General features: G+C 71.6%; 14 protein-coding genes and 1 pseudogene. 12 read left to right on the top strand and 3 right to left on the bottom strand.

Features of this window, described 5'->3' with window-relative positions; translation table 11 throughout:
* Positions 1–110 precede the first annotated feature (110 nt).
* From ACWEF6_RS41035 to ACWEF6_RS41020, 4 genes are read left to right on the top strand one after another with little or no spacing between them, the layout of a single operon-like run.
* Entirely contained in the window at positions 111–2,075 is a 1,965-nt protein-coding gene (locus ACWEF6_RS41035) for a TRAP transporter permease (protein ID WP_449687897.1), read from the top strand.
* Positions 2,072–3,046, top strand: coding sequence for a TAXI family TRAP transporter solute-binding subunit (locus tag ACWEF6_RS41030; RefSeq protein ID WP_449687896.1), 975 nt, complete (start codon positions 2,072–2,074; stop codon positions 3,044–3,046). The genes ACWEF6_RS41035 and ACWEF6_RS41030 overlap by 4 nt, the downstream gene beginning before the upstream one ends.
* Before the next feature lie 10 nt (positions 3,047–3,056).
* Positions 3,057–4,013 carry an SMI1/KNR4 family protein gene (locus tag ACWEF6_RS41025; RefSeq protein ID WP_449687895.1) on the top strand — a complete coding sequence of 319 codons (957 nt, stop codon included), beginning with the start codon at positions 3,057–3,059 and terminating at the stop codon, positions 4,011–4,013.
* Positions 4,014–4,023: 10 nt separating this feature from the next.
* The gene (locus ACWEF6_RS41020; protein WP_449687894.1) at positions 4,024–4,476 is read left to right on the top strand and encodes a GNAT family N-acetyltransferase; all 453 of its coding nucleotides are present in this window, start codon (positions 4,024–4,026) and stop codon (positions 4,474–4,476) included.
* Here ACWEF6_RS41020 and ACWEF6_RS41015 read toward each other — a convergent pair.
* The gene (locus tag ACWEF6_RS41015) at positions 4,473–4,817 is read right to left on the bottom strand and encodes a hypothetical protein (RefSeq protein ID WP_003071911.1); all 345 of its coding nucleotides are present in this window, start codon (positions 4,815–4,817) and stop codon (positions 4,473–4,475) included. The two genes, ACWEF6_RS41020 and ACWEF6_RS41015, sit on opposite strands and share 4 nt — an antisense overlap.
* Before the next feature lie 183 nt (positions 4,818–5,000).
* Here ACWEF6_RS41015 and lpdA point away from each other — a divergent pair, with 183 nt between their 5' ends.
* The 5 genes from lpdA (at position 5,001) to lipB (ending at position 10,622) form a co-directional block, all read left to right on the top strand.
* A complete protein-coding gene (gene lpdA, locus ACWEF6_RS41010; protein ID WP_449687893.1) occupies positions 5,001–6,374 on the top strand; it encodes a dihydrolipoyl dehydrogenase in 1,374 nt (457 codons plus the stop codon).
* A gap of 55 nt (positions 6,375–6,429) precedes the next feature.
* Positions 6,430–8,205 (top strand): 2-oxoglutarate dehydrogenase, E2 component, dihydrolipoamide succinyltransferase, encoded by a 1,776-nt coding sequence (gene sucB / locus ACWEF6_RS41005; RefSeq protein WP_449687892.1) that lies wholly within the window; start codon positions 6,430–6,432, stop codon positions 8,203–8,205.
* A 187-nt stretch (positions 8,206–8,392) separates the two neighbouring features.
* Positions 8,393–9,265 (top strand): TIGR01777 family oxidoreductase, encoded by an 873-nt coding sequence (locus tag ACWEF6_RS41000; RefSeq protein ID WP_449687891.1) that lies wholly within the window; start codon positions 8,393–8,395, stop codon positions 9,263–9,265.
* On the top strand, positions 9,262–9,885 hold the full coding sequence (locus ACWEF6_RS40995; RefSeq protein WP_449687890.1) for a phosphatase PAP2 family protein: 624 nt from the start codon (positions 9,262–9,264) through the stop codon (positions 9,883–9,885). Before ACWEF6_RS41000 ends, ACWEF6_RS40995 begins: the two co-directional genes overlap by 4 nt.
* The gene (lipB, locus tag ACWEF6_RS40990; RefSeq protein WP_449687889.1) at positions 9,882–10,622 is read left to right on the top strand and encodes a lipoyl(octanoyl) transferase LipB; all 741 of its coding nucleotides are present in this window, start codon (positions 9,882–9,884) and stop codon (positions 10,620–10,622) included. The genes ACWEF6_RS40995 and lipB overlap by 4 nt, the downstream gene beginning before the upstream one ends.
* Before the next feature lie 362 nt (positions 10,623–10,984).
* Here lipB and ACWEF6_RS40985 read toward each other — a convergent pair whose 3' ends face one another.
* Positions 10,985–11,920, bottom strand: a complete 936-nt coding sequence (locus ACWEF6_RS40985) for an LLM class F420-dependent oxidoreductase (RefSeq protein ID WP_449687888.1) — start codon at positions 11,918–11,920, stop codon at positions 10,985–10,987.
* Between the two features lie 5 nt (positions 11,921–11,925).
* The gene (locus ACWEF6_RS40980; RefSeq protein WP_310977104.1) at positions 11,926–12,537 is read right to left on the bottom strand and encodes a TetR/AcrR family transcriptional regulator; all 612 of its coding nucleotides are present in this window, start codon (positions 12,535–12,537) and stop codon (positions 11,926–11,928) included.
* Between the two features lie 130 nt (positions 12,538–12,667).
* On the opposite strand from ACWEF6_RS40980, the gene ACWEF6_RS40975 reads away from it, so the two are divergent.
* The 3 genes and pseudogenes from ACWEF6_RS40975 to ACWEF6_RS40965 form a co-directional block, all read left to right on the top strand.
* Entirely contained in the window at positions 12,668–13,189 is a 522-nt protein-coding gene (locus ACWEF6_RS40975) for a hypothetical protein (protein ID WP_449687887.1), read from the top strand.
* Positions 13,190–13,207: 18 nt separating this feature from the next.
* On the top strand, positions 13,208–14,146 hold the full coding sequence (locus ACWEF6_RS40970) for an oxidoreductase (RefSeq protein ID WP_449687886.1): 939 nt from the start codon (positions 13,208–13,210) through the stop codon (positions 14,144–14,146).
* A gap of 25 nt (positions 14,147–14,171) precedes the next feature.
* Positions 14,172–14,443: pseudogene (locus ACWEF6_RS40965) on the top strand (lipoyl synthase); the annotation flags it as partial.

Raw genomic sequence — 14,443 nt, 5'->3', positions numbered from 1 at the left:
CGAACGCCACATTGGGTGCGTCTGACGCACCGAACGCCACATTGGGGCGCTTGGGGCCGGTGATCCTTTTGCCGCTTTCGGTGTGATCCGCGACACCGTACCGTGGCTGGGTGACCACCGGGCCGGCCGAAGAGGACACGCCGGCGGCGATCGCCGCCGAGCACGACGAGGAACGGCCGGCGCGCACGCTCTCCCGGGTCCCGGACCGCGTCGTCTACTTCGTCGCCCTCGCGGTCGCGGTCCTGGTGCTCAAGCAGGTGTTCTTCCCGTTCGCCAAGGGCAACCAGTTCTACCTGGTGCTCTTCCTCGGCGTGACGCTCCCGCTGGTCTTCCTGTGCTACCGCCCGCGGCTGCGCGGCCGCGACGACCCCGGCCGGACCGACTGGGCGCTCGCCGTCCTGGCGCTCGCCGTCGGCCTGTACCCGGTGCTCGTGGGCTACGACGACTTCCTGAACCGCCAGGGCATCCTCTCCCCGCTCGACATCGTCGCCGGCGCGCTCCTGCTGCTCCTGGTCCTCGAAGCCACCCGCCGCACGACCGGGCTGGTCCTGCCGATCGTCTGCCTGCTCTTCCTCGCCTACGCCTACTACGGCGGCTTCCTCCCGCAGAACTGGGGCATCGCCCACGCGGGCATCGACTTCAGCCAGATCGTCAACGCGCTCTTCAACGACGCCAGCGGGTTCTACGGCACTCCCCTGGACGTCGCGGCGAGCTACATCGTGCTGTTCACCCTCTACGGCGCGGTGCTCAACGCCTCCGGCGCCGGCCAGTTCTTCGTGGACATCTCCTTCGCCGCGTTCCGGAAGTCGCGGACGGCGCCGGGCCGGACCACCGTGCTCTCGGGCTTCCTGCTCGGCACGGTGTCGGGTTCGGGCACCGCGACCGCCGTCAGCCTCGGCTCGATCACCTGGCCGATCCTCAAGAAAGCGCGTTACCCCAAGGAAAACGCGGGCGGGCTGCTCGCGGCGGCCGGCATCGGGGCCATCCTCTCGCCGCCGACGCTGGGCGCGGCCGCGTTCATCATCGCCGAGTACCTCCAGACGTCGTACCTGAAGGTGCTGGTCTGGGCGACCGTCCCGACGCTGCTCTACTACCTCGGCATCGTGTTCGCGATGGAGGCCGACGCGCGGCGGTTCAAGGCCGAAGCCGTCGACGTGCCGCACGACGATCCGTGGAAACTGCTGCTGCGCGGCGGTTACCACTTCCTGTCGCTGGCGATCATCGTCGTCTTCCTCGCCCTCGACATCCCGCCGTTCGCCGCGGTCGTCTACGCCACCGGGGTCGCCGCGCTGTTCGCGTTGATCGCCCGGCGCCGGGACGTGCGCGGCTGGGCGAAGGACATGGTCGACGCGCTGTCGGCCGGCGTGCGCGGCGCGCTGCCGGTGATCGCGGTGTGCGCGGCCGCGGGCGTGATCACCTCGACCATCACCAAGACCGGGCTCGGCCTCGAACTCGCCGACGCGCTGGTGGAACTGGCCGGCGTGCTCACCGACAACGGCACGGTGATCCTCATCCTGACCGTGCTGCTCTCGGCGATCGCCGTCGGCGTGCTCGGCCTCGCGGTGCCGGTCACCGCCAGCTTCATCATCGCCTGGGTGGTGATCGGCCCGGCCCTGGAGACGCTCGGCGTGGCCGACGCCGAGCGCGCGATGTTCATCTTCTACTACGCCGTGCTGTCAGAGGTCACGCCGCCGACGGCGCTCGCCGCGGTCGCTTCGGCGGCGATCACCGGCGGCTCGGTGCTCGGCACCATGTGGCAGTGCTGGAAGTACACGCTCCCGGCGTTCCTGGTGCCGATCGCCTTCGTGCTCACCGACAACGGCGCCGCGCTGCTGCTGGAGTCCGACGTGCTCACCGTGCTGTGGGTGGCGGCGGTGTCCGCGCTCGCCGTCGCCGCGCTGGCGGTGGTCACCGGCGGCTGGCTCTTCGGGCCGGTCAGCCTCCCGGTGCGGCTGTTGTTCGTCCCCGCCGCTCTCTGCCTGCTCTACCTGGAGCCGGTGCCGATCGCGATCGGTGCCGCGTGCGGGGCCGCCGCGCTGCTCACCCATGCCGTGATCAAGAGGAGGACAGCATGAAACGCGCAGTTGCCGCCGTGGCGGTGCTCGCTCTGGCCGTCACCGGCTGCGGCGGGAAACAACAGACCGACCAGTCCGCACCGGGTGGGACGCAGTCCTGCGAGGCGGGCGAGGGCCGGATCACCATCGCCACCGGCAACAGCGGCGGCGTGTACTACGTGCTGGGCGGCGGGCTGGCGCAGCTGATCAGCAACACCACGAAGCTGCGCGCGACGGCCGCGGAAACCGGCGCGTCGGTGCAGAACATCCAGCAGCTGGTGGCCGGCAACTACGACGTCGCGTTCTCGCTGGCCGACACCGCGGCGGACGCCGTCAACGGCAAGGGGTCCTTCGACGGCAAGCCGCAGAAGATCCAGGCCCTGTCCCGGATCTACCCGAACTCGACGCAGGTGCTGGTGCGCACGGACGCCGGGATCGACAGCGTCGCGGACATGAAGGGCAAGCGGATCTCGACCGGCTCCCCGAAGTCCGGCACCGAGGTGATCGCGAACCGCCTCCTCCAGGCGGCCGGCCTCAAGCCCGACACCGACGTCCAGGCCCAGCGGCTCGACCTGGCCAAGACGGCGGACGGCATGAAGGCGGGGACGCTCGACGGGCTCGTCTGGTCCGGCGGCCTGCCCACCGCGCAGATCACCGACATCACCACGGCGTTGAAGGACAAGGTGAAGTTCCTCGACATCACGCCGCAGCTGCCCGCGCTGAAGAAGGTGAACCCGGTCTACGACCAGGCCGTGATCCCTGCGGCGGCGTACGGGCAGCCCGCGGACGTGCCGACGGTCGTGGTGCCGAACCTGCTGCTGGTGCGCGACGACTTCCCGGCGGGCAACGCGTGCGCGATCACCAAGCTGATCTTCGACAAGCAGGCGGAGCTGGCGAAGGTGCACCCGGCGGCGAAGGAGATTTCGAAGCAGCTGGCGACCCAGACCGACCCGGTCCCGCTGCACCCGGGTGCGAAGCAAGCCCTCGGCTAGGGTCGGCGGGGTGCAGGACTACCTCGAAGCGGCGGTCCGCGACGTCCTGACGGCGCCCGAGGCACGCGTCGACGACCAGGTGGGGTACGCGGCCCTGCTGCTCGCGGCCTCCGGCGCCCTCGACGAGGCCGATCGGCTGGTCACGCAGTGGCAGGCCCGCACCGAACGGCCGGTGACCGCGCTGGCCGCGGACCCGGTGCGCGCGCGGGCGTGGGCGATGCTGTTCGAGGCGCGGGGCGCGCGTCCGGCTTGGGCGGAGGGCCTGCCGCCGCTCGACCTCGACGCGGAAGAACGCGCGCACACGGCGTCGTTGCGTCGCCCGGTGTCCGACCTCGAAGGCGTGCTGCCGCCCGGCCCGGTCGCCGAGGTGGTGAAGCAGGTCGCGCCGGCGCGCCCGGACCGGGTGCGAACCGCCCTCGCCGACGGTGACCTGGAGCTTTGGGCCTCGCTCGCCGGGCCACACCCGGACGTCGCCACGCTGGCGGCGACGCGGGCGTTGGCGCCGGCGCTGGTGGCGGGCGCGGACCCGCTCGGGCTGCGCGAGTGGGCGCCGGCGTGCGCGGGTGCGCTGGTCGCGGCGCTGCACGAGCGGTACCCACCGGAGCCCGGCACCTGGCCGGAACTGATCGCGGAGATCTTGCGCCTGCGCGGCGGCACGGCACCACCTCCGGCGTCGGACGCGGCGATCCGCTCGGCGGAGCTGCGGCTGGGCGCCGAGCTGCCCGCCGACCACCGCGAATTCCTTCGCACCTGCGACGGCCTGCCCGCCGACGTGGTCTTCCCCCGCCTCCTCGGTACGGCGGACCTGCGGGCCGAGAACGGCGTCGTGATCCTGTCCGACCCCGCGGTGCTGCTTCTCTCGGCCGGGCACGTCGTCGAAGTCGACCCGGTCCTGGGCACGACGGTCCACGCGTCCTTCCGCGCGGCGCTCGTCAACCACGCCGCGCTGCTGGCCCAGGCAGGCTAGGTTGGGCGCGGTGACCATCCTCACCGCGGAGAAGATCACCCCGGAGAACGTCGCCGCGGCGTGCCAGCTGGCCGTCGAACCCCATCAGAAGGCCTTCGTGGCCCCGGTCGCCGTCTCGCTCGCCGAAGCGTACACGCAGCCGGAAGTCGCCTGGCCGCGGCTGATCCTGGCCGACGGCGAACCGGCGGCGTTCGTGATGGGCGGCTTCAACCCGGACGCCGAGTTGGACTTCTTCCGCTGCGGGATCTGGCGGCTGAACGTCGGCGCGGGCGTGCAGGGCCGCGGCTACGGCCGGTTCGCCGTCGAGACCGTCCTCGAAGAAGCACGAAGACGGGGCAACACCAGCGCGACCGTGCTGTGGATCCCGGCCGAGGGCGGCCCGGAGCAGTTCTACCTCAAACTCGGCTTCAAGCCGACCGGCCAGACCTTCAACGGCGAGGTCGTCGGCCGGATCGACCTCTAGACCTGGCCGCGCTTCTTCCGCTCGGTGTACTCGCGCATCCGCTTCGGGTAACCCACCCGGGCGACCTCGTACACCGGGATCGACCGGCGGTGGCCGAACTGCTGCGCCGCCTCCAGGCTGCCGATCCGCCGCCGCGTCCACTCTCCGTCATGGGCGATCAACACCACAGTGGTCTCCGTGACGTTGGTCTTCGGCTCCACGAACGCCTCCACACCTCGCCTCGTGGCCGCCCACTCGTCGAGGTGGCGGGTGTCCTCGGAGCTGGCTTTCCGCAGCGTACCGGCCCGTTGCCCACCCTTGGCCCGCCTGCGCAGCGAGTCGAAGAGCCCCACCTCGACCACCTCTTCCTCAGAGACCTACGCCACTCATTATCCCGAACTCCGCGTGTGGTCGGCGTCGCACACCCGGCTAGCTCGCAGCCCCGTCCGGCGTAGTGACAAGATGGCGGTGTCGCGCGCGCGGTTATACCGGGCGCGGGCGCGACGACAGAGCATCACCCCACTGCTTGCCGAGGAGTTAATGAAGTGACCGACACCTCCGCCGACCTCGTGATCCTGGGAGGCGGATCGGGCGGCTACGCCGCGGCGTTCCGCGCGGCCGAGCTGGGCCTTTCCGTCACGCTGATCGAGAAGGACAAGCTGGGCGGGACGTGCCTCCACCGGGGCTGCATCCCGACCAAGGCCCTGCTGCACGCCGCCGAGGTCGCCGACGAGACCCGCGAAGCCGAAGCGGTCGGCGTCAAGGCCGCCTTCGAGGGCATCGACATCGCCGGGGTCAACAAGTACAAGGACGGCATCGTCGCCCGCCTGTACAAGGGCCTGCAGGGCCTGGCCAAGGCGCACAAGGTGAACCTCGTCGAGGGCAGCGGCACGTTCGTCGGCGGCACGACCGTCGAGGTGGACGGCACCCGCTACACCGGCAAGAACGTCATCCTCGCCACCGGCTCGTACTCGCGCACGCTGCCCGGCCTGGAGCTCGGCGGCCGCATCATCGCCAGCGAGCAGGCCCTGGCCCTCGACTACGTCCCGAAGAAGGTCGTCGTCCTCGGCGGCGGCGTCATCGGCGTCGAGTTCGCCAGCGTCTGGGCTTCCTTCGGCGTCGACGTCACCATCGTCGAGGCCCTGCCGCGGCTGGTCCCGAACGAGGACGAGTTCGCGTCCAAGCAGCTCGAGCGCGCCTTCCGCCGCCGCAAGATCACCTTCAAGACCGGCGTGAAGTTCACCGGCGCGAAGCAGGACGACAACGGCGTGAGCGTTTCGCTGGAGTCCGGCGAGACCATCGAGGCCGACCTGCTGCTGGTCGCCGTCGGCCGCGGGCCGAACTCGGCGGGCCACGGCTACGAGGAGGCCGGCGTCAAGATCGAGCGCGGCTTCGTCCTCACCGACGAGCGGCTGCGCACGAACCTGCCGAACGTCTACGCCGTCGGCGACATCGTCCCCGGCCTGCAGCTCGCGCACCGCGGCTTCCAGCAGGGCATCTTCGTCGCCGAGGAGATCGCCGGGCAGAACCCGCGCGTGATCGACGAGAGCGGCATCCCGCGGGTCACCTACTCGCACCCGGAGGTCGCGTCGGTCGGGCTGACCGAGTCGCAGGCGAAGGACAAGTACGGCTCGGACGTCACGACGTTCACCTACGACCTGGGCGGCAACGGCAAGAGCCAGATCCTCAAGACCTCCGGCGGGGTCAAGCTGGTCAAGGCCCCGGACGGCCCGGTCGTCGGCGTGCACATGGTCGGCGACCGCGTCGGCGAGCTGATCGGCGAAGCGCAGCTGATCTACAGCTGGGAGGCGTTCCCCGAGGACGTCGCCCCGCTGATCCACGCGCACCCCACCCAGACCGAGGCCCTCGGTGAAGCGTTCCTCGCCCTCGCGGGGAAGCCGCTGCACGTGCACAGCTGACGTCCCACCAGCAGAATCCAGACCACGCAGAACTTGGAAGAGGAGTCAGCGAACGATGGCCTACTCCGTCACATTGCCGGAGCTCGGGGAGAGCGTCACCGAAGGCACCGTCACCCGGTGGCTTAAGCAGGAGGGCGACACCGTCGAGGTCGACGAGCCGTTGCTCGAGATCTCGACCGACAAGGTCGACACCGAGGTGCCCTCCCCGGTCGCGGGCACGGTCGTGAAGATCAGCGCCCAGGAGGACGAGACCGTCGAGGTCGGCGGCGAGCTCGCCGTCATCGACGACGGCACCGGCGGCGTGCCGGAGTCGTCCGGGTCGTCGGCCCCGGCGCAGGAAGAGGCGCCCTCGCAGCCCGAGCCGCAGCAGGAGGAGCCGCAGGCCTCCGAGGAAGCGCCGAGCAAGCCGGACACCGCGCCGGCCGCTGGTGGCGAAGGCACCGAGGTGAAGCTGCCCGAGCTGGGCGAGAGCGTCACCGAGGGCACCGTCACGCGCTGGCTGAAGGCGGTCGGCGACTCGGTCGAGGTCGACGAGCCGCTGCTCGAGATCTCCACCGACAAGGTCGACACCGAGGTGCCGTCGCCGGTGGCCGGCACGGTGCTGGAGATCCGCGCGGGCGAGGACGAGACCGTCGAGGTCGGCGGCGTCCTGGCCGTGATCGGGGACGCCGGTGCGGCGCCGAAGGCCGAGCCGGAACCGAAGCCGGAGCCCAAGCCCGAGCCGAAGCCGGAACCCAAGCCCGAGCCGGTCCAGGAGTCGAAGCCGGAACCGAAGCCCGAGCCCAAGCCGGAACCGAAGCCGCAGGCCGCGCCGGCCTCGGCCGCCACGCAGTCGGCCCCGGCCGCCGCGGCGAAGGACGGCTCGGCGGACGGCCCGTACGTCACCCCGCTGGTCCGCAAGCTCGCGTCGGAGCACGGCATCGACCTCGCGTCGCTGACCGGCAGCGGCGTCGGCGGCCGGATCCGCAAGCAGGACGTCCTGGCCGCGGCCGAGGAGAAGCAGAAGGCCGCCGCCGCCCCGGCTCCGGCCGCTGCCGCCGCTCCGGCCGCGGCCCCGTCGGCGCCCGCCGCGCGTCCCGCGGCCGCGGTGTCGCCGGAGCTGGCGGCGCTGCGCGGCACGGTCCAGAAGGCCAGCCGGATCCGCCAGATCACGGCCACCAAGACCCGCGAGTCGCTGCAGATCGCCGCGCAGCTCACGCAGGTCCAGGAGGTCGACGTCACGAAGATCGCCAAGCTGCGCCAGCGCGCGAAGGCGGGCTTCAAGGAGCGCGAGGGTGTCAACCTGACGTTCCTGCCGTTCTTCGCGAAGGCCACGGTCGAGGCGCTCAAGCAGCACCCGAACGTCAACGCGTCCTACAACGAGGACACGAAGGAGATCACCTACCACGGCGCCGTGCACCTGGGCATCGCGGTGGACACCGAGCGCGGCCTGCTCTCGGTCGTGATCCACGACGCGGGCGAGCTGAGCCTGGCCGGTCTCGCGCACCGGATCGCCGACCTGGCGGGCCGCGCGCGGGCGGGCCAGATCAAGCCGGACGAGCTGTCGGGCGGCACCTTCTCGATCACGAACATCGGCAGCGTCGGCGCGCTGTTCGACACGCCGATCATCGTGCAGCCGCAGTCGGGCATCCTCGGCACCGGCGCGGTCGTCAAGCGCCCGGTCGTGATCGCGGACGCCGACGGCAACGACACGATCGCCGTCCGCTCGATGGCATACCTGCCGCTGACCTACGACCACCGCCTGGTGGACGGGGCCGACGCGGGCCGCTTCCTGACGACGATCAAGCAGCGCCTGGAAGAGGGCAACTTCGAGAGCGAACTCGGTCTCTGAAGGACCTGCTGACGAAGGCCGCCACGGGAATCTCCGTGGCGGCCTTCGCCATGTCCGGGGACGCCTTCCACCGCACCTCGCCCCCGCCGGCCTCCCCGGCGCCGCGCACGCGGGCCGGATCGTCGGCGCCGCCTTGCGCGGGGGACCTGGGCGTGCGGGGGCGGAGCGAATGCGCAACGATCGAAGCATGCGAGTACTGATCGCCGGAGCGAGCGGCTTGATCGGGTCGGCGCTGGGCGACCGCCTGCGGCGCGAGGGCCACGAGGTCCGCCGGCTGGTGCGGCGTGAGGCGCGCGGTGACGGCGAATTCCGCTGGGATCCGCCGTCGGGGACTATCGCGAGCGGCGCCTTCGAGGGGGTTAACGCCGTCGTGAACCTGGGTGGGCAGCGGCTGTTCCCCGGCCGGTGGAGCGCAATGCGCAAGCAGCAGCTCACCGACAGCCGGGTCGAGCCGACCGAGGTGCTCGCCGAAGCCGTTGCCGAACACGGGGTCGGTGTGCTCGTCAACGCCTCCGCCGTCGGGTACTACGGCGACACCGGGGCGTCCACAGTGGACGAATCCGCGCCGCGCGGCCGGGGTTTCCTCGCCGAGCTGTGCGAAGGGTGGGAAGCCGCGACGGCGGGTGCCGGGGACGCGCGGGTCGTGAAGATCCGGACCGGGCTGGTCCTGTCGGCGAAGGGCGGCCTCTACGGGACGCTGCGCCCGTTGTTCGCGCTGTGCCTGGGCGGGCGGCTCGGGAACGGCAGCCAGTACATGCCGTGGATCGCCCTCGAAGACGAGGTGGGCGCGATCGTCCACGTCCTGACGCACGACGTGTCGGGGCCGGTGAACCTGACCGGCCCGGCGCCGGTGACCAACGCCGAGTTCACCCGCGCCGTCGGCCGCGCGCTGCACCGGCCGGCGCCGTGGTGGGTGCCCGGGATCGCGCTCAAGGCCGTGCTCGGCCAGGCCGGCGAGGAGATGGCGCTGTTCGGGCAGCGGGCCGTCCCGGCGGCGCTGGAGCGGTCGGGGTACGAGTTCCGGCACCGGACCCTGGACAGCGCGCTCGCCGCGGCATGACCGTCCCGCTCAAGCGCTGGCTCGTCATCGGTTTCGCGCTGACGGCGGCGTTCGTGGCGCTCGGGCTCGGCGTCGCGCGGCACCCGCTGACCCTCGACTCGCAGGTGGCGAACGCCCTCCACGGCGTCTACACACAGCCGCTCGGCCGGGTGGCGGAGATCGGCAGCGACATCCTCGGCCCGGTGCTGCCGTACGTGCTCGGGATGGCGCTGCTCGCGCTGGCGCTGCGGCGCCGGCAGCACACGGGCCTGTGCGTGCGGCTCGCCGTCGTGCTGCTGCTGTGCCGGCTGACCAGCCTGACGGCCAAGCCGATCTTCCTGCGCGAGCGCCCGCGCGACTACCCGGACCTGAGCTACCCGAGCGGGCACGTGGTGTCGGTGGCGAGCACGGGGTTCGTGCTGCTCCTGCTGTGCGCGTGGCTGTGGCCGAGGCTGCTCCGGCGCGTGGCGGCGGCGGTCGCGGTGGCGGTGGTGCTGTCGGCGACGTGCCGCGTCGTGCTGGGCGTGCACTGGGTGACGGACACGATCGGCGCAGTGCTGGCGGTGACCGGTGTCGGGCTGCTCTCAGCGTGCGCCTTACGGCTGCTTCCCCCGGGTGACGGGCGTAGCCTCGACGGGTGAGTTCTTCCCGCACCTGCCGCGCCAGCACCGAGCCCGTCGACGTCCGCGAGCTCGGCACGATCGACTACACCGAAGCCTGGGAGCTCCAGCGGAGCTTCCTGACGGCCCGGGCGGACGGCACCGCGCCGGACACGATGCTCCTGCTGCAGCACCCTTCGGTGTACACGGCGGGCAAGCGCACGGAGGAGGCCGACCGCCCCACGGACGGCACCCCGGTGATCGACGTCGACCGAGGCGGCAAGATCACCTGGCACGGCCCGGGCCAGCTGGTCGGCTACCCGATCGTCAAGCTGGCGGACCCGATCGACGTGGTCCACTACGTGCGGCGCATGGAAGAGGCCCTGATCCACGTGTGCGACCAGCTGGGCGTGCACTCCGGCCGCGTCGAAGGCCGCAGCGGCGTCTGGATCCCGGCCGACGACCGCGGGATCGAGCGCAAGATCGCGGCGATCGGCATCCGCGTCCAGCGAGGCGTGACGATGCACGGCTTCGAGCTGAACTGCAACGCGGACTTGGCGGCGTTCGACAACATCGTCCCGTGCGGCATCCGCGACGCGGGGGTGACGTCCCTGTCGTACGAGCTCCAGCGCGACGTGACGGTGGAGGCGGTCCTCCCCCTGGCGAGGGACGCGGTGCTGGCGGCCCTCGAGGGTGAGCTGCCGGTGAGCGAGGACCGCTGGCTCCCCCGCCCGGCCGCTCCCGAGGCCGCCGGCGTCACCTTCGCCCTCCAGAACTGAGGCGTCCCCGGCCGGCCCTGTGGATAGCGGGGGCCCGGCCTTGCTTCCGGCGTCCGGAATTGTCGGTGCCTTGCGCTAGCGTGGAAATCGGGGGCTGCTCAGTGCGGTTGGGGGCCACGGATTTCGGTGCCCACCACCCCGAAGCCTGAATTGTCACTACGGACGGTGGTACCGCGTCAAGGCGGGAAAGCGTGCCTTGACCCGGTACCACCGTCCGCGTGCTGGCTTCGGATCGGGGTGGCGGGGGAGGTCTGGGCGGGGTGCCGTTCGCGCCGGTTAGGCCAGCTGCAAAAAAGGCGCTCCGCGCCCCCCGCGGCCGTTCGCGCCGGTGAGGCAGCTGCAAAAGGCGCCCCGCCGCTGCCTCAGTCCAGCTGCGGCGCTACCTCGGCGGCCACCAGGTCGATCTGGTCCAGGTCCGACAGGTCCAGCAGCTGCAGGTAGGCCCGGGTGATCCCGGTCTTCTCCCGCCACTCCCCGATCCGGTCGACGACCTCCGCGGGCGACCCGGCCAGCCCGTTGGCTCGCAGCTCGCTCACGTCCCGTCCGATCACCGAAGCCCGCTGCACGACCTCCGCCTCGGAGCGGCCGACCGCGATCACCAGCGCCACCGAGCGCAGGATCTCCTTCGGGTCCCGGCCGATCTCCGCCGCGGCCGCCTCGACGCGGGCGAACTGGGCCGCCGCCGTCTCGGCGTCGGTGAACGGGAGGTTGAACTCGTCCGCGAACCGCGCGGCCAGGGCCGGCGTGCGCTTCTTGCCACCGCCGCCGATGATCACCGGGGGTGCCGGCGACTGGGCCGGCTTCGGCAGCGCCGGCGAATCCGTCAGCTTGTAGTACTGACCGTCGAACGAATACGTCGAGCCCGATGGCGTCTTCCACAGCCCGGTGATGACCTCGAGCTGCTCGGCGTAGCGGTCGAAGCGCTCCTTCAACGGCGGCAGCGTCAGGCCGTACGCGTCGTGCTCCGCGTCGTACCAGCCCGCACCCAAGCCGAACTCGACGCGGCCGCCCGACATCTGGTCGACCTGCGCGACCGAAATGGCAAGCGGCCCCGGGTGGCGGAACGTCGCCGCGGTGACGAGCGTGCCCAGCCGGATCCGGCTGGTCTCGCGGGCCAGGCCGGCCAGCGTGATCCACGCGTCGGTCGGGCCGGGCAGGCCGTCGGCCGAGCCCATCTTCAGGTAGTGGTCGCTGCGGAAGAAGGCGTCGTACCCGGCGGCTTCGGTCGCCTTGGCGACGCGCAGCTGGTCGTCGTAGCTGGCCCCTTGCTGGGGCTCGGTGAAGATCCTCAAGTCCACGAAGATCAGCCTATAGAGACGTCGGGCTCGGTGCGCCGCAGCCGTACCAGCATGCGGACGATGACGTCCTCGATCTCGGCGCGGACCTTCTTCGGGTCGGGCGAACTGGCGATTTCGGTCGCCGCGCTCGACAGGGCGCCGAACAGCAGGCGCGCGGTGACCTCGACCGGCACCGGCTCGACCTCGCCCGCGTCGATCAGCGCCTGCAGGCCCGACCGCACGAGCCCGAAGCTGCACCGCTCCTCGGCCTCGCGCCAGCGCTCCCAGCCCATCACGACCGGCGCCTCGTGGATGGCGATCCGCTGGTACGCCGGGTCGAGGCAGGCGCGGAAGAACGCGTTGAGCCCCGCGAGCGCCCGCTCCCACGGCGTGCCCTCGCCGGTCATGATCTTGTCCAGTCGGTCGTAGACGAGGCTCTCGACCTGGTCGAACGCGGCTTCGAAGAGCGCCTGCTTACCGCTGAAGTGGTGGTACAGCGCCCCCTTGGTCACCCGGGCGCGTTTGGCGATCTCGTCGAGCGAGGTCCCCGCATAACCCCGTTTGGTGAACAGTTCGACCGCGCTGTCGACCAGCGCGGACCGCGTCGACTCGGAGTAGTCGAGTCGTCTGGACCTCATTGTCGCCACCTTCACAACTTTACGCCGGGAACCGCTCTCCATACTCATGGTATGTTCGGCGCGTCAGGTCCGTACCGGGAGTATGCCGCAGACCCGCGGTATGACCCGGGCCACGGAAGGGGAGCCACAGATGAGCTGGACCGACTTCTACCGACGTCAGGAAATCCTCGAAGCGACCGTCCGCCTGGCCGCCCGGAACCCGGGTGAGCCGCTGCCGCTCGAGGAGGTGCCCGGTGCCGAACAGCACTTCGGCACCGAGGAAAACGTCCTCACCGCCCTGCAGTACCAGTGGACGCGCACGCTGAGCGGCCGCCTGCGGTCCGAGGTCGTCGACCCGGACGACGCCGACGGCCTCGGCGACCACGTCGACGCCGTCACCCGCGCCTGGCGCGCCGCCGTCGACGAGCACAGCGACCTGCGCGCGGTCCTCGACGGCGCCTACGAGCGGCACCCGTCGCTGCGCCGGATGCACGAAGGCGAGCTGCGGATGCTCGCCGTCACGGCCGGGCTGGCCGACCCGCGCGAGCCGGCCGGCGAGATCGTCAAGGTGGGCCACGCGTTCGAAGCGCTGCTGCGGGCGCACCGCTCGGAGACCACCCGCCGCCGACCCGTCATGGGACACCTGCGGCGGCTGCTCGCGCCGAGTGCGTAAACAGAGTTAAGTGAGCGCATGACAGAGCGCTGGACCGAGGCCGACATCCCCGATCAGAGCGGCCGGACCGTCCTGGTCACCGGAGCGAATTCCGGGCTCGGCCTGCGCACGTCGCTGGTGCTCGCGGGCAAGGGGGCCCGCGTGCTCCTCGCCTGCCGCTCCGCCGAACGCGGTGCGCAGGCACTCGACGCCGTGAAAGCCGCCGCCGCGGGCGCCGAACCCGAGCTCGTCCCATTGGACCTGAGCGAGCTCGCCTCGGTGCGCGCGGCGGCCGCGTCGGTGCGGGAACGCACCGGCGACGCGCTCGACGTGCTGGTCAACAACGCCGGCGTGATGGCCACCGCCCGCGGCCGCACCGCCGACGGCTTCGAGCTGCAGTTCGGCACCAACTACCTCGGCCACGCGGCGCTGACGTGGCTGGTCATGCCCGCCCTGCGCGGCCGGGTCGTCACGCTGTCGAGCCTGGCCGCCGTCGGCGCCCGCATCCACCTCGACGACCCGAACGCCGAGCACCGCCGCTACAACCCCGCCGCCGCGTACGGTCAGTCGAAGCTCGCCGACCAGGTGTTCGCGCTCGAACTGGACCGTCGCCTGCGCGCGGCCGGCTCCGGCGTGCTCAGCGTCGCCGCCCACCCGGGCTACACCGCCACGGGCCTGGGCAGCGGCATGGCGCGGTCGTACTCGAACCCAGTGCTGCGGTCCCTGATCGCCGGCGGTCACCGCCTCGGCGAGGTCCTGTTCGCCCAGAACACCCGCATCGGCGCGCTCCCGCAGCTCTACGCGGCCACGGCCGACGGCGTCGAAGGCGGCACCTACTTCGGCCCCCGCGGCCTCGGCAACCTGCGCGGCTACCCGGCAGCGGTGCCGCCCGTGGCCGCCGCGCGCAGCGAACGGCTGGGGGCGGCGTTGTGGGAGCTGACGGCGAAGCTGACCGGCGTCACCCCCGATCCCGCGTAGCCCGGACGGGCGTACGGTTGAAGCCGTGAGTGCTGCGCCTGAAGGCCGGAAGCTGCTGCGTCTCGAGGTTCGCAACAGTGAGACGCCGATCGAGAAGAAGCCGTCGTGGATCAAGACGCGGGTGCGGATGGGGCCGGAGTTCACCGAGCTCAAGGGTCTGGTGCGTCGTGAGGGTTTGCACACGGTGTGTGAGGAGGCCGGTTGTCCCAATATTTACGAGTGCTGGGAGGACCGGGAGGCGACGTTCCTGATCGGTGGCGATCAGTGCACCCGGCGGTGTGATTTCTGTCAGATCGA

The sequence above is a fragment of the Amycolatopsis sp. NPDC004772 genome (genome assembly GCF_053601215.1).
The sequence above is the reverse complement of the archived record's forward strand: the minus strand, read 5'-3'. Positions and strand labels throughout refer to the sequence as shown.

Bases quoted from the DNA above. Each gene is read 5' to 3' on its own strand.
- ACWEF6_RS40980 (WP_310977104.1), bottom strand. From the start codon at position 12,537: ATGAGGTCCAGACGACTCGACTACTCCGAGTCGACGCGGTCCGCGCTG.
- ACWEF6_RS40975 (WP_449687887.1), top strand. From the start codon at position 12,668: ATGAGCTGGACCGACTTCTACCGACGTCAGGAAATCCTCGAAGCGACC.
- ACWEF6_RS40995 (WP_449687890.1), top strand. From the start codon at position 9,262: ATGACCGTCCCGCTCAAGCGCTGGCTCGTCATCGGTTTCGCGCTGACG.
- sucB (WP_449687892.1), top strand. From the start codon at position 6,430: ATGGCCTACTCCGTCACATTGCCGGAGCTCGGGGAGAGCGTCACCGAA.
- ACWEF6_RS41030 (WP_449687896.1), top strand. From the start codon at position 2,072: ATGAAACGCGCAGTTGCCGCCGTGGCGGTGCTCGCTCTGGCCGTCACC.
- ACWEF6_RS40970 (WP_449687886.1), top strand. From the start codon at position 13,208: ATGACAGAGCGCTGGACCGAGGCCGACATCCCCGATCAGAGCGGCCGG.
- ACWEF6_RS41000 (WP_449687891.1), top strand. From the start codon at position 8,393: ATGCGAGTACTGATCGCCGGAGCGAGCGGCTTGATCGGGTCGGCGCTG.